This window comes from Pseudomonas costantinii (assembly GCF_001870435.1).
Lineage (GTDB): Bacteria > Pseudomonadota > Gammaproteobacteria > Pseudomonadales > Pseudomonadaceae > Aquipseudomonas > Aquipseudomonas costantinii.
The window spans coordinates 12940-25783 of the sequence record NZ_MDDR01000034.1 but is presented as its reverse complement, the minus strand read 5'-3'; the positions used below and the strand labels follow the sequence as shown (position 1 = coordinate 25783).

Below are 12844 nucleotides of genomic sequence, written 5' to 3'. Positions count from 1 at the left end.
GACCTTGCGATGCTGAGCCCTTATATGTCGCCCATCGAACGGGTGTGGTTCTACAGTTTGCGGATTCTCTGCGGCTTGATCCTGCTGTTCCTGATATTGCCCGTGTTGGTGATCATCCCGTTGTCGTTCAACAGCGGCAGTTTCCTGGTGTATCCGCTGCAAGGTTTCTCGCTGCACTGGTATCAGGACTTCTTCGGCTCGGCCGAGTGGATGCGGGCCCTGAAGAACAGCATCATCGTCGCCCCGGCGGCCACGGTGTTGGCCATGGTGTTTGGCACCTTGGCGGCAATTGGCCTGACCCGTGGGAATTTTCCCGGCAAGGCGTTGGTGATGGCCTTGGTGATTTCGCCGATGGTGGTGCCGGTGGTGATCATCGGCGTGGCGAGTTACTTGTTCTTTGCGCCGCTGGGTCTGGGCAACAGCTTCTTCTCGTTGATCGTGGTGCATGCGGTGCTGGGTGTACCGTTTGTGATCATCACCGTGTCGGCCACTTTGCAGGGTTTCAACCATAACCTGGTACGGGCGGCGGCCAGCCTGGGCGCTTCGCCGTTGACCGCGTTTCGCCGGGTGACCTTGCCGCTGATTGCACCCGGGGTGATTTCCGGGGCGCTGTTTGCTTTTGCCACCTCGTTCGATGAAGTGGTGGTGACGCTGTTCCTCGCCGGCCCCGAGCAAGCGACCCTGCCGCGTCAGATGTTCAGCGGTATTCGTGAGAACCTCAGCCCGACGATTGCCGCTGCCGCGACCTTGTTGATTGCCTTCTCGGTGTTGCTGTTGCTGACTCTGGAATGGCTGCGTGGGCGCAGCGAAAAACTGCGTACCGCCCAGGTCTAAAGCCTGAAACTGGATCAAATGTGGGAGCCATTCAGTGTATGAATGGTAGGCAACTTGAAATCCCCAGCTACTCTTGTGCCAGCCCATCATTAACAAGAGGCCGCGCACATGAGTACCTCCTCATTCAAGATCGCCCACAAACTGCTCACCGGCTCCGGCGCCATTGAACAACTGGCCGCCGAATTGACGCGCCTGGATGTGGATAACCCGCTGATCGTCACCGACGCCGCGCTGGTCAAGTCCGGTACCGTGGCGCTGGCGCTCGAACACCTGGGTGAGCGTACTTACGAAATCTTCGACCGCGTGCTGCCCGACCCGGAAATTGCCATCGTCGAAGACTGCATGCGCGTGTACCGCGAAGGCGGACATGATGGCCTGATCGGTGTGGGCGGCGGCAGTGCAATCGACATTGCCAAGAGTGTCGCCGCGTATGCCGGTTACCACGGCGCCCTGGCGGATCTGTTTGGCGTCGACCAGGTGCCGCGCAAGGGCCCGCCGTTGATCGCGATCCCGACCACGGCCGGCACCGGCTCGGAGGTGACCAATGTGGCGATCCTTTCCGACAAGGTCGCGCAACTGAAAAAAGGCATTGTCAGCGACTACCTGCTGCCGGATGTCGCGCTGATCAGCCCGCAAATGACCCTGACTTGCCCGCGCAGTGTCACCGCCGCCAGTGGCGTGGATGCGCTGGTGCATGCCATCGAGTCCTATCTGTCGCTGAATGCTTCGCCGATCACCGATGCGTTGGCCATTGGGGCGATCAAGCTGATCGCCAATGCACTGCCCAAGGCCTACGCCAACCCGGCCAATCTGCAGGCCCGCGATGACATGGCCACCGCCAGCCTGATGGCCGGTATGGCCTTCGGTAACGCCGGAGTGGGGGCGGTGCATGCGTTGGCGTACCCGTTGGGCGGGCGATTCAATATCGCCCACGGCGTGAGCAATGCGCTGTTGCTGCCCTATGTGATGCATTGGAACAAGCTGGCCTGTGTCGAGCGCATGCAGGACATTGCCCAGGCCATGGGCGTGAATGTCACGGGTTTGAGCGTCAATGATGCCGCCGACCAGGCCGTCGAGGCGATGACGCGACTGTGTGCCGCAGTCGAGATCCCGGCGGGGCTGCGCAGCTTCGGGGTTCCAGAGGACGCGATCCCGGCCATGGCCACGGAAGCCGCGGGTATCGAGCGCCTGATGCGCAACAACCCACGCAAGCTCAGTGCGGCGGATATCGAAAAAATCTACCGGGCCGCTTACTAACCGTTGAGTGAGGTCACGGTGCGCGTAGCAAAGCATGAGGTATACAATGCGCGCCATCGTGATTTAGCTCAAAAAGGTGCGTCATGCAGCCCTTCGTCATTGCTCCATCGATTCTCTCCGCCGACTTCGCCCGCCTGGGTGAAGAAGTGGACAAGGTATTGGCCGCCGGTGCCGACTTCGTGCACTTCGATGTCATGGACAACCACTACGTGCCCAACCTGACCATCGGCCCGATGGTGTGCGCGGCACTGCGCAAGTACGGCGTCACCGCGCCGATTGATGCGCACCTGATGGTCAGCCCGGTAGACCGCATCGTCGGTGACTTCATCGAAGCCGGCGCGACCTACATCACCTTCCACCCGGAAGCCACGCTGCACGTTGACCGCACCCTGCAATTGATCCGCGAAGGCGGCTGCAAAGCGGGCCTGGTGTTCAACCCGGCCACCCCGCTGAGCGTGCTCGAGTACGTGATGGACAAGGTCGATATGATCTTGCTGATGAGCGTCAACCCAGGCTTCGGCGGGCAGAAATTCATCCCCGGCACCCTCAATAAGTTGCGCGAAGCCCGCGCGCTGATCGATGCCTCGGGTCGTGATATCCGCCTGGAAATCGACGGTGGGGTCAACGTCAACAATATCCGCGAAATCGCAGCGGCTGGCGCTGACACCTTCGTGGCCGGTTCGGCGATCTTCAACGCCCCGGACTACCAGGAAGTCATCGACAAGATGCGTGCCGAACTGGCGCTGGCGCGTCCATGAGCGGCTTTGAGCAGCTGTTCCCCGGCAAACTGCCACGGCTGGTGATGTTCGATCTGGACGGTACCTTGATCGACTCGGTGCCGGATCTGGCAGCAGCGGTGGACGAGATGCTGCTCAAGCTGGGGCGCAAGCCTGCGGGGATCGAGTCGGTGCGTGAGTGGGTGGGTAACGGCGTGCATATGTTGGTGCGCCGGGCCTTGGCCAATCACATCGACGCCGAAGGTGTCGATGAAGTCGAGGCTGAACACGCCCTTGAGTTGTTCAATGCCGCCTATGAAGACGGCCACGAACTGACCGTGGTTTACCCCGGCGTGCGCGACACACTCAAGTGGTTGCACAAGCAAGGCGTGGAAATGGCCTTGATCACCAACAAGCCGGAGCGCTTCGTCGCGCCGCTGTTGGACCATATGAAAATCGGCCGTTATTTTCGCTGGATCATCGGTGGCGATACCTTGCCGCAGAAGAAACCCGACCCGGCGGCGCTGTTCTTTGTGATGAAAATGGCCAATATCCCGGCCTCCCAGTCGTTGTTTGTCGGCGATTCGCGCAGTGATGTGCTGGCGGCAAAAGCGGCTGGCGTGCAGTGCGTAGCCTTGAGTTACGGCTATAACCATGGTCGGCCGATCGCCGAAGAGTCTCCGGCACTGGTCATTGATGACCTGCGACTGCTAATCCCCGGTTGCTTGGGAGCGGGCGCTGAGATAACGTTGCCCGATACCGATCCGTCCCCTTCTGGAAATTCCATCGTGGTGGTCACTCGCAAACTCTGGATGAAAGTCATCAAGGCCCTGGCCCGCTGGCGTTGGCGCGCCTGACTGATCCTGGCCGCGCTCTGCGGCACGTTTGCATACCTGACTGTTAGACCCTCAAGCCACGAGGCACCTCATGATCCGCGAAGAATTCCTGCGTTTGGCCGCTGCCGGCTATAACCGTATCCCCCTGGCCTGCGAAACCCTGGCCGACTTCGATACGCCGTTGTCGATCTACCTGAAACTGGCCGACGAGCCCAACTCCTATCTGCTCGAATCGGTACAGGGCGGTGAGAAGTGGGGCCGTTATTCGATCATCGGCCTGCCGTGCCGCACGGTCATGCGTGTTCACGACCACCATGTGAGCATTACCCATGACGGCGTCGAGATCGAAAGCCACGATGTAGAAGACCCGCTGGCCTTCGTTGAGGCCTTCAAGGCGCGCTACAACGTGCCGACCATTCCTGGCTTGCCGCGTTTTAACGGCGGCCTGGTGGGTTACTTTGGTTACGACTGCGTGCGCTACGTGGAAAAGCGCCTGGGCAAATGCCCTAACCCGGACCCACTGGGCGTGCCGGACATTTTGCTGATGGTCTCCGACGCGGTGGTGGTGTTCGACAACCTCGCCGGCAAGATGCACGCGATTGTCCTCGCCGACCCGTCTCAGGCGGACGCGTTTGAGCAAGGCCTGGCCAGCCTTGAAGCCCTGCTGGAAAAGCTGCGCCAGCCGATCACCCCACGTCGCGGCCTGGACCTCAGCCGTCCGCCGGCTGCCGATCCGGTGTTCCGCTCCAGCTTTACCCAGAATGACTACGAGCGCGCGGTCGATACCATCAAGGAATACATCCTCGCCGGTGACTGCATGCAAGTGGTGCCGTCACAACGGATGTCCATCGACTTCAAGGCCGCGCCGATCGATCTGTATCGCGCGCTGCGCTGCTTCAACCCGACGCCGTACATGTACTTCTTCAACTTTGGTGACTTCCACGTGGTGGGCAGTTCGCCGGAAGTGCTGGTGCGCGTCGAAGACAATCTGATCACCGTGCGCCCGATCGCCGGTACTCGCCCGCGTGGCGCGACCGAAGAGGCGGATCTGGCGCTGGAAGAAGACCTGTTGAGCGACGATAAGGAAATCGCCGAGCACCTGATGCTGATCGACCTGGGCCGCAATGACACCGGGCGTGTCTCGGAAATCGGCTCAGTGAAGCTCACCGAGAAGATGGTCATCGAGCGTTATTCCAACGTGATGCACATCGTGTCCAACGTCACCGGTGAGTTGAAAGCCGGTTTGACCGCGATGGATGCGCTGCGGGCGATTCTGCCGGCGGGCACTTTGTCCGGGGCACCGAAAATTCGCGCGATGGAAATCATCGACGAACTGGAGCCGGTCAAGCGTGGCGTGTATGGCGGCGCCGTGGGCTATTTCGCCTGGAACGGCAACATGGACACGGCCATTGCGATCCGCACGGCGGTGATCAAGGACGGCGAGCTGCATGTGCAGGCGGGTGGTGGGATTGTCGCCGACTCGGTGCCGGCCCTCGAATGGGAAGAAACCCTGAACAAGCGTCGCGCGATGTTCCGCGCTGTTGCGCTGGCTGAACAGACCCCCAATTCTTGAGGTTTCACCATGTTGCTGATGATTGATAACTACGATTCCTTTACCTACAACGTTGTGCAGTACTTGGGCGAGTTGGGTGCCGAGGTCAAGGTGGTGCGCAACGACGAACTGACCGTGGCTGAAATTGCCGCCCTGAACCCGGAGCGCATAGTGGTTTCGCCTGGTCCTTGCACGCCGACCGAGGCGGGCATCTCCCTTGAGGCCATCAAGTATTTCGCCGGTAAATTGCCGATCCTGGGCGTATGCCTGGGCCACCAGTCCATCGGCCAAGCGTTTGGCGGTGACGTGGTGCGTGCGCGCCAGGTGATGCACGGCAAGACCAGCCCGGTGTTCCATAATGATGTGGGCGTATTTCACGGGCTGAACCTGCCGGTGACGGTAACCCGCTACCACTCGTTGGTGGTCAAGCGCGAAACCCTGCCCGATTGCCTGGAGCTGACCGCCTGGACCCAGCTGGAAGACGGCTCGGTCGACGAGATCATGGGCCTGCGCCACAAGACACTGAATATCGAAGGGGTGCAATTTCACCCTGAATCGATCCTGACCGAGCAGGGCTACGAGCTGTTCGCCAACTTTCTCAAGCAGAGCGGCGGCACGCGCTAAGGACTCTCCATGGATATCAAGACTGCCCTGAGCCGTATCGTCGGCCATCTGGACCTGAGCACCGCTGAAATGAGCGATGTGATGCGCGAGATCATGACCGGTCAATGCACTGACGCGCAGATCGGCGCCTTCATGATGGCGATGCGCATGAAGAGCGAGAGCATCGACGAGATTGTCGGTGCTGTATCGGTGATGCGTGAGCTGGCGGACAAGGTTGAGCTCAAGACCCTCGACGGCGTCGTCGACGTGGTCGGCACCGGCGGTGACGGTGCGAATATTTTCAACGTGTCGACGGCTTCTTCTTTTGTGGTCGCGGCTGCCGGTTGCACCGTGGCCAAGCACGGCAACCGTGCGGTGTCCGGCAACAGCGGCAGTGCCGATTTGTTGGAGGCCGCCGGGATCTATTTGAACCTGACGCCGGTACAAGTGGCACGTTGCATCGACAGCGTCGGCATTGGTTTCATGTTTGCCCAGTCCCATCACGGCGCGATGAAATACGCCGCCGGCCCGCGCAAGGACCTCGGTCTGCGCACCCTGTTCAACATGCTCGGCCCGCTTACGAATCCGGCCGGTGTGAAACACCAGGTAGTCGGCGTGTTCAGCCAGGCACTGTGCCGGCCATTGGTCGAAGTGTTGCAGCGCCTGGGCAGCAAGCATGTGCTGGTGGTGCATTCGAAAGATGGCCTGGACGAATTCAGCCTGGCGGCACCGACGTTTGTGGCGGAGCTGAAAAATGATCAGGTCACTGAATATTGGGTCGAACCCGAAGACCTCGGCATGAAAAGCCAGAGCCTGCATGGCCTGTCGGTGGAAAGCCCGGCGGCTTCGCTTGAGTTGATTCGTGATGCACTGGGTCGCCGTAAGACCGAAAACGGTCAAAAAGCTGCGGAAATGATTGTTTTGAATGCTGGCGCGGCACTTTACGCGGCAGACCACGCCTATAGTTTGAAGGAAGGTGTCGCCTTGGCCCACGATGCGCTGCACACCGGTCTGGCTCGCGAGAAGCTCGAAGAGCTGGGAGCATTCACCGCCGTATTCAAGATGGAGAATGAAGGATGAGTGTGCCGACCGTTCTGGAAAAGATCCTGGCCCGCAAGGCTGAAGAAGTCGCCGAGCGCCGTGCGCGCGTGAGCCTGGCTGAACTGGAAAACCAGGCGAAGATCGCCGATGCGCCGCGCGGCTTTGCCAAGGCTTTGATTGCCCAAGCCAAGCTCAAGCAGCCAGCGGTGATCGCCGAGGTCAAGAAGGCCTCGCCGAGCAAGGGTGTGATTCGCGAGCACTTCGTGCCGTCCGACATCGCCGTCAGCTATGAGAAGGGCGGGGCGACCTGCCTGTCCGTGCTGACCGATATCGACTACTTCCAGGGTTCCGACCTGTTCCTGCAACAAGCTCGCGCCGCGTGCAAGTTGCCGGTGATCCGCAAGGATTTCATGGTTGACCCATATCAGATCGTCGAAGCCCGCGCCCTGGGCGCCGACTGCGTGTTGTTGATCGTTTCTGCTCTAGATGACGTGAAGATGGCCGAGTTGGCAGCCGTGGCCAAAAGCGTCGGCCTGGATGTGCTGGTAGAAGTGCACGACGGTGACGAGTTGGAACGTGCACTGAAAACCCTCGACACGCCGCTGGTGGGGGTCAACAACCGTAACCTGCATACCTTCGAAGTCAGCCTGGAAAACACTCTTGACCTGCTGCCGCGTATTCCGCGAGACCGTTTGGTGATCACTGAAAGCGGTATCGTCAACCGCGCCGACGTGGAGTTGATGGAAATCAGCGGGGTGTATTCGTTCCTGGTGGGCGAGACCTTCATGCGCGCTGAGAACCCGGGGGCGGAACTGCAGCGTCTGTTCTTCCCTGAGCGCGGCGGTGCAGTCAGCGGTTCGACATTAGATTGATTTGAAATACGGTCAGTGTGAGGGCTGGCCAGTCAGCTCCCACATTTGGTCCTGTGTTTGTTCAGATAGGTAGGTATTGATGGTTAAGCCGGTGTCGATGACTGTTGAGGCTGGCCTTGCTGCCGAACAGGCGCTGCTGGCTGCCGTTTGCGCGGGTGAGCAGGAATTCGGCCTGCTGTTCTGGCAACCCAACGATCAAGCGTTAGTGATGCCGCGCCGTTTGAGCCGGTTGCCGGCATTCGACGCTGCCAGCCAAGTTTCGGCAGATGCTGGTTGGCCGGTGTTGTTGCGGGAAACCGGCGGTGAGCCAGTGCCGCAATCCGCCGCTACCGTCAACATCGCCCTGGTTTACGCACCGCCGCGTAGCGAAGGCGATCAGGGACGGATCGAAACCGGTTACCAGCGCTTGTGCCAGCCGATCTGCGACGTGTTGATCGAGCTGGGTGGCGATGCCTCGGTCGGTGAAATCGACGGCGCGTTTTGCGATGGTCGCTACAACGTCAACCTTAACGGTCGCAAGATGGTGGGCACCGCCCAGCGCTGGCGGCAAAGCGGTGGTCGCCCGGTGGGTTTGGTGCACGGTGCTTTGCTACTGGAGAACGACCGTGAGGAATTAATTGCAGCGGTCAATCGCTTCAATGAGGCCTGTGGCCTTGAGCAACGAGTGCGTGCCGACAGCCATATCGCCCTGCACGAAGCCTTCCCCGCCCCTGATGCGATCACCCGACTCGATACGTTGTACCGTCAGATGCTGGCGAGTTTTCTGCCGGTTTAACGCGTACCGAACACCACCATCGTCTTGCCTTTGACGTGTACCAGATTGCGCTCTTCCAGGTCCTTGAGCACGCGACCGACCATTTCCCGTGAGCAGCCGACAATGCGTCCGATTTCCTGGCGCGTGACCTTGATTTGCATGCCGTCGGGGTGAGTCATGGCGTCGGGTTGCTTGCACAATTCCAGTAAGCAGCGAGCGACGCGGCCGGTGACATCAAAGAACGCCAGGTCACCGACCTTGCGTGTTGTGTCCCGTAAGCGCTGGGCAATCTGCCCGCTCAGGGCATAGAGGATGTCGGGATCGTGCTGGGCTAATTCGCGAAATTTCGTATAGCTGATCTCAGCCACTTCGCATTCGACCTTGGACCGCACCCAGGCGCTGCGTTCCTGTTCTTTGCCTGCTTGTTCAAACAGCCCCAGTTCCCCAAAGAAATCCCCGGTATTGAGGTACGCGATGATCATCTCGCGGCCGTCTTCATCTTCGATCAGGATGGTCACCGAACCCTTGATAATGAAGAACAGTGTTTCGGAGCGTTCGCCTGCGCAAATGATGTTGTGCTTGGCCGGGTGACGCCGACGTTGGCAGTGCATCAACAGCTTGTCGAGATTCTTGATCTTGGGTGTGGGAGTAAGAGCAACCATGGTTGTATCCCGAAAAGACTGCACGGTGTGGTTGGATTTATTTTTTCCAAGCGGTGTCGGCATTGATACACGCCGTACAAAGGATGGCAATGCGCCATTGATTTGGCGCCAGCTTAACAGACACATTCTGCCTCGATTGAGGTATTTATCTGGCAAAGGCTGTCATTGATCGCTTTCATGTAGGGCGCTGTTGCTCCAAGGCCCTGTGCTAAGCTGGCGACCCTTTTTAAGCAGTGGAGTCTGGGCGATGAAGGCACGCATCCAATGGGCGGGCGAGGCCATGTTCCTCGGTGAGTCGGGCAGTGGCCATGTAGTGGTCATGGATGGCCCGCCGGAAGCCGGTGGCCGTAACCTGGGCGTACGCCCGATGGAAATGCTCCTGCTGGGTGTAGGCGGTTGCAGCAATTTCGATGTGGTCAGCATCCTGAAGAAATCCCGTCAGGCCGTGGAAAGCTGCGAAGCCTTCTTGGAAGCCGAGCGCGCGACTGAAGATCCCAAGGTATTTACCAAGATCCACATGCATTTCGTGGTGAAGGGCCGGGCCCTGAAAGAAGCCCAGGTCAAGCGTGCCATCGAGTTGTCGGCTGAGAAGTATTGCTCGGCGTCGATCATGCTCGGTGCTGCGGGTGTTGCAATCACCCATGACTACGAAATCATCGAGTTGGGTTGACGCACACGGCAAAAGAAAAGGGCGCTTTGATAGCGCCCTTTTTTGTGGATCAGATTCAATGCACTCAGATTCGATAGGTGCTTTTGGTCATGACCTTAGCCATCAGGCTCATGCCAAACCGCACCGGCGCCGGGAAGCGGAAGCCACCGGCATCCAGCGCGCTTTCTGCGTGGTGTTCTTCATCAATGCGCATCTGCTCAAGAATGGCCCGGGACTTTTCATCTTCGGCCGGCAGTTGTTCCAGGTGCTCATCCAGGTGTTTGCAAACCTGGTGTTCCGTCGCCGCGACAAAACCGAGGCTGACCTTGTCGCTGATCAAGCCGGCAGCGGCACCGATGCCGAACGACAAACCATAAAATAGTGGGTTCAGCACGCTGGGGTGGCTGCCCAACTGGCGAATGCGTTGCTCGCACCAGGCCAGGTGATCGATTTCTTCCTCAGCCGCATGCTCCATCGCTGCTCGCACTTGCGGCAGTTTGGCGGTCAGCGCCTGGCCCTGATACAGCGCCTGGGCACAGACTTCGCCGGTATGGTTGATGCGCATCAGACCGGCGACGTGGCGGGTGTCGGTCTCACTCATTTGTGCGTCAGGCTGCACGATGGCGGGCGACGGACGGTACGGTTGGCCGCTGAACGGCAACAACGTGCGCATGGCCATGTCGGCTTGCAGCAACAGACGGTCAATCGGCGAGTAGTGACGTTGGGTAGTCATGCTGACCTCCGGGAAGAATCTCGGCGGCCAGTTTACCGCAAGAGAGGGTGACGCGTTTGCGCTGAGCCAAGGGCATTAGGTCGCAGCCTTGGGGCGCGACCCGGTGCAGCAGGCTACATCAGCCCGGCGGCCAGTTCATCTGACGCTGACCCAAAACGTGCATATGGATGTGATAAACGGTCTGCCCGCCTTTTGGATTGCAGTTCATCACCAGGCGAAAGCCTTCTTCACAACCTTGCTCGAGCGCCAGGCGCTGAGCGGTGAACAAGATATGTCCGGCCAGAGCTTTATCTTCTTCAGTCAGGTCATTGAGGGTGGGGATGTGTTTCTTCGGAATTACCAGGAAATGCACGGGGGCCGCTGGGTAGATATCCTTGAACGCCAGGACCTGGTCGTCCTCGTAGATGATATCCGCGGGTATTTCTCTGTTGATGATCTTGGTGAACAGAGTATCCACAGCTGTTTCTCCATTATGAAAGTGCAGGGTGAGTGTACTCAGGCGGTCAGCGCGGGCAATAGGCCTTGTTGATGGCACCGGCAATCTTGCGGGTCAGCCAACGAGGGCTAAAACGCGGGCTGAAGGCAATCCAGCGGTTGCGCCGCCCGGGGATGATGATGGCTTTGTTTTTTTCCAGGGCGCGTACGGTGTAGAGCGCGACTTCTTCCGGACTCATCAGCTTGTCGCTGCGATCGAGCTTGGCAGTGTCCATTTGCGCGGTGCGGTAGAAGGTGGTGCGCGTAGGGCCGGGGCACAGGACCGAGACCTTGATGCCGCAGGTCTTCAACTCTTCGCGCAAGCCTTCGGAGAAGTGCAGCACATAAGCCTTGCTGGCGTAATAGCTGCTCATCCAGGGGCCAGGCTGAAAGGCGGCAACCGAGGCAACGTTGAGAATCTGCCCGCCGCCATGCAGTGCCATGGCGTTACCAAGGGCATGGCACATGCGGGTCAGGGCCAGGATGTTGATCTCGATCAGGTCCTGTTCGGTCATCCAATCCTGGGCCAGGAACGGCCCGCTGGTACCCATGCCGGCGCAGTTGACCAGCAGATCGATCTGCCGCTCGCCTTCTTCAAGCTCCAGCAGAAACCCGGACAGACGCAGTGGTTCGCCCAGGTCACAGGCACGAAACAGCACCTCGACGCCGAAGCGTTGAGTCAATTCGATTGCAATGCTTTCCAACTGATCACGCTGGCGGGCCACCAGAATCAAGCTGCGGCCGCGACGGGCCAGGGCTTCGGCCAAGGCCAGGCCGATGCCGCTGGAGGCACCGGTGATCAGAGCGTAACGGGTCATGCCTTTCTCCATCGCAACGCCGCCGGGCCTGTGACAGAGGCATCACAGGCGGGCGGGCGTTTCTTCACTGTTTTGGAGAGTCTACAGGTTCGGCTGCGTCGTCAGCACTTTGCGGGCCTTCTTCTTCATCAACGATGACGCTTTGATCGGTGGCGTCATCGGAGGTAATGGAGCTGCTTTCGTAGCTGCTGTCCATATTGGCTTCGAGTTGGTTCAGATAGCCGTTCATACCCAGCGTCACCACGATGGCTAGCACGACTGGAATAAACGCCAGCCACAGGGCCGCCAACACTTTTACTGCAGTGGAGTTGCGCGGAGGTGGCGCGCCATATTGGTTGGCGCCTGCATTACCCGGCAACACCAGCAGCAGGATCGGGAAGACGCTGTTTACCAGCGGCACCAAGTGCAGGAACCACAACCAGCCCGACCAACCAAGGTCATGCAGACGTTGCACGCCGATTTGCACGCTGACCCAGACAATTGCCACGCACAACGCTAGACCCAGCAGCACGCCGAGGATGGCGCCTGCCGTCGGTGACGCGGTGGCTACGGCAAAGCTAACGGTGCTGATGATGCCCCCAGCTACGAGCATCGCGAGGGTCAACACCAGCGTCCAGGCGAGATACCGTAGGCGGCCGATGCGCCCGTGGATCGTGAAGATCTTGAGCGTTGAGTGCTCTTCAGTGTGGTCCCCTACGGCCGCACGCGGCGGAGCATAGGGCGAAGCGGCAGGGCGCGAGAAGTCAGAGGCATTGGAATCGGTCTCGTGAGCTTCTGCCAAGCTGAAGGCCACGGGCTGTTCAGCTTCGATACGTGCATCGACCCCGGCGTTTTTCAGCGCGGTGAGGTAGGTTTCGGCATCGGCGCGGGAAAGGTCGCGCTTGAGCGCAACCGGGCGACCGGTAAAGAGCTTCTCAATGGCTGCCACATCGCTTTTGAACAGTTCAGCGAGGTTGAGCTTGGCAGTGGTGCTTTCGACACCCGGGAGCAAGGCCCCATCAAACACAATCTTGAAACGGTTGTCGCTCATGCGGGCGTCCTTG

At 59.6% G+C, this 12844-nt stretch carries 15 protein-coding genes; 10 read left to right on the top strand and 5 right to left on the bottom strand.

The window, feature by feature from the left end; translation table 11 throughout:
* Positions 1-9 precede the first annotated feature (9 nt).
* The 9 genes from BFL40_RS15560 (at position 10) to BFL40_RS15520 (ending at position 8486) form a co-directional block, all read left to right on the top strand.
* A complete protein-coding gene (locus BFL40_RS15560; protein WP_071484832.1) occupies positions 10-834 on the top strand; it encodes an ABC transporter permease in 825 nt (274 codons plus the stop codon).
* Positions 835-942: 108 nt separating this feature from the next.
* Positions 943-2091: an iron-containing alcohol dehydrogenase gene (locus BFL40_RS15555; protein ID WP_071484831.1), complete on the top strand. Its 1149-nt coding sequence runs from the start codon at positions 943-945 to the stop codon at positions 2089-2091.
* Positions 2092-2174: 83 nt separating this feature from the next.
* A complete protein-coding gene (rpe, locus tag BFL40_RS15550) occupies positions 2175-2849 on the top strand; it encodes a ribulose-phosphate 3-epimerase (protein ID WP_071484830.1) in 675 nt (224 codons plus the stop codon).
* On the top strand, positions 2846-3664 hold the full coding sequence (locus tag BFL40_RS15545) for a phosphoglycolate phosphatase (protein ID WP_071484829.1): 819 nt from the start codon (positions 2846-2848) through the stop codon (positions 3662-3664). Before rpe ends, BFL40_RS15545 begins: the two co-directional genes overlap by 4 nt.
* A gap of 70 nt (positions 3665-3734) precedes the next feature.
* On the top strand, positions 3735-5216 hold the full coding sequence (trpE, locus tag BFL40_RS15540; RefSeq protein ID WP_071484828.1) for an anthranilate synthase component I: 1482 nt from the start codon (positions 3735-3737) through the stop codon (positions 5214-5216).
* Between the two features lie 9 nt (positions 5217-5225).
* Positions 5226-5819: an aminodeoxychorismate/anthranilate synthase component II gene (locus tag BFL40_RS15535; protein WP_071484827.1), complete on the top strand. Its 594-nt coding sequence runs from the start codon at positions 5226-5228 to the stop codon at positions 5817-5819.
* 9 nt (positions 5820-5828) lie between these two features.
* Positions 5829-6878: an anthranilate phosphoribosyltransferase gene (gene trpD, locus BFL40_RS15530; protein ID WP_071484826.1), complete on the top strand. Its 1050-nt coding sequence runs from the start codon at positions 5829-5831 to the stop codon at positions 6876-6878.
* Positions 6875-7711 carry an indole-3-glycerol phosphate synthase TrpC gene (gene trpC / locus BFL40_RS15525; protein ID WP_071484825.1) on the top strand — a complete coding sequence of 279 codons (837 nt, stop codon included), beginning with the start codon at positions 6875-6877 and terminating at the stop codon, positions 7709-7711. Before trpD ends, trpC begins: the two co-directional genes overlap by 4 nt.
* A 79-nt stretch (positions 7712-7790) precedes the next feature.
* Complete coding sequence (locus tag BFL40_RS15520; RefSeq protein WP_071484824.1) at positions 7791-8486, top strand: lipoate--protein ligase family protein; 696 nt, start codon at positions 7791-7793, stop codon at positions 8484-8486.
* Here the strand turns inward: BFL40_RS15520 and crp are convergent.
* Positions 8483-9127: a cAMP-activated global transcriptional regulator CRP gene (gene crp / locus BFL40_RS15515; RefSeq protein WP_071484823.1), complete on the bottom strand. Its 645-nt coding sequence runs from the start codon at positions 9125-9127 to the stop codon at positions 8483-8485. The two genes, BFL40_RS15520 and crp, sit on opposite strands and share 4 nt — an antisense overlap.
* Positions 9128-9374: 247 nt before the next feature.
* On the opposite strand from crp, the gene BFL40_RS15510 reads away from it, so the two are divergent.
* Positions 9375-9797, top strand: a complete 423-nt coding sequence (locus BFL40_RS15510) for an OsmC family protein (RefSeq protein WP_005792019.1) — start codon at positions 9375-9377, stop codon at positions 9795-9797.
* A gap of 64 nt (positions 9798-9861) precedes the next feature.
* Here BFL40_RS15510 and coq7 read toward each other — a convergent pair whose 3' ends face one another.
* From coq7 to BFL40_RS15490, 4 genes are all read right to left on the bottom strand, one after another.
* On the bottom strand, positions 9862-10509 hold the full coding sequence (gene coq7 / locus BFL40_RS15505) for a 2-polyprenyl-3-methyl-6-methoxy-1,4-benzoquinone monooxygenase (protein WP_071484822.1): 648 nt from the start codon (positions 10507-10509) through the stop codon (positions 9862-9864).
* A gap of 118 nt (positions 10510-10627) precedes the next feature.
* Complete coding sequence (locus tag BFL40_RS15500) at positions 10628-10966, bottom strand: histidine triad nucleotide-binding protein (RefSeq protein ID WP_071484821.1); 339 nt, start codon at positions 10964-10966, stop codon at positions 10628-10630.
* 46 nt (positions 10967-11012) lie between these two features.
* Positions 11013-11801: an SDR family NAD(P)-dependent oxidoreductase gene (locus BFL40_RS15495; protein WP_071484820.1), complete on the bottom strand. Its 789-nt coding sequence runs from the start codon at positions 11799-11801 to the stop codon at positions 11013-11015.
* A 64-nt stretch (positions 11802-11865) separates the two neighbouring features.
* Positions 11866-12831 (bottom strand): DUF805 domain-containing protein, encoded by a 966-nt coding sequence (locus tag BFL40_RS15490; RefSeq protein WP_071484819.1) that lies wholly within the window; start codon positions 12829-12831, stop codon positions 11866-11868.
* Between the last annotated feature and the right edge of the window lie 13 nt (positions 12832-12844).

Bases quoted from the DNA above. Each gene is read 5' to 3' on its own strand.
- BFL40_RS15560 (WP_071484832.1), top strand. From the start codon at position 10: ATGCTGAGCCCTTATATGTCGCCCATCGAACGGGTGTGGTTCTACAGT.
- BFL40_RS15555 (WP_071484831.1), top strand. From the start codon at position 943: ATGAGTACCTCCTCATTCAAGATCGCCCACAAACTGCTCACCGGCTCC.
- rpe (WP_071484830.1), top strand. From the start codon at position 2,175: ATGCAGCCCTTCGTCATTGCTCCATCGATTCTCTCCGCCGACTTCGCC.
- BFL40_RS15545 (WP_071484829.1), top strand. From the start codon at position 2,846: ATGAGCGGCTTTGAGCAGCTGTTCCCCGGCAAACTGCCACGGCTGGTG.
- trpE (WP_071484828.1), top strand. From the start codon at position 3,735: ATGATCCGCGAAGAATTCCTGCGTTTGGCCGCTGCCGGCTATAACCGT.
- BFL40_RS15535 (WP_071484827.1), top strand. From the start codon at position 5,226: ATGTTGCTGATGATTGATAACTACGATTCCTTTACCTACAACGTTGTG.
- trpD (WP_071484826.1), top strand. From the start codon at position 5,829: ATGGATATCAAGACTGCCCTGAGCCGTATCGTCGGCCATCTGGACCTG.
- trpC (WP_071484825.1), top strand. From the start codon at position 6,875: ATGAGTGTGCCGACCGTTCTGGAAAAGATCCTGGCCCGCAAGGCTGAA.
- BFL40_RS15520 (WP_071484824.1), top strand. From the start codon at position 7,791: ATGGTTAAGCCGGTGTCGATGACTGTTGAGGCTGGCCTTGCTGCCGAA.
- crp (WP_071484823.1), bottom strand. From the start codon at position 9,127: ATGGTTGCTCTTACTCCCACACCCAAGATCAAGAATCTCGACAAGCTG.
- BFL40_RS15510 (WP_005792019.1), top strand. From the start codon at position 9,375: ATGAAGGCACGCATCCAATGGGCGGGCGAGGCCATGTTCCTCGGTGAG.
- coq7 (WP_071484822.1), bottom strand. From the start codon at position 10,509: ATGACTACCCAACGTCACTACTCGCCGATTGACCGTCTGTTGCTGCAA.
- BFL40_RS15495 (WP_071484820.1), bottom strand. From the start codon at position 11,801: ATGACCCGTTACGCTCTGATCACCGGTGCCTCCAGCGGCATCGGCCTG.
- BFL40_RS15490 (WP_071484819.1), bottom strand. From the start codon at position 12,831: ATGAGCGACAACCGTTTCAAGATTGTGTTTGATGGGGCCTTGCTCCCG.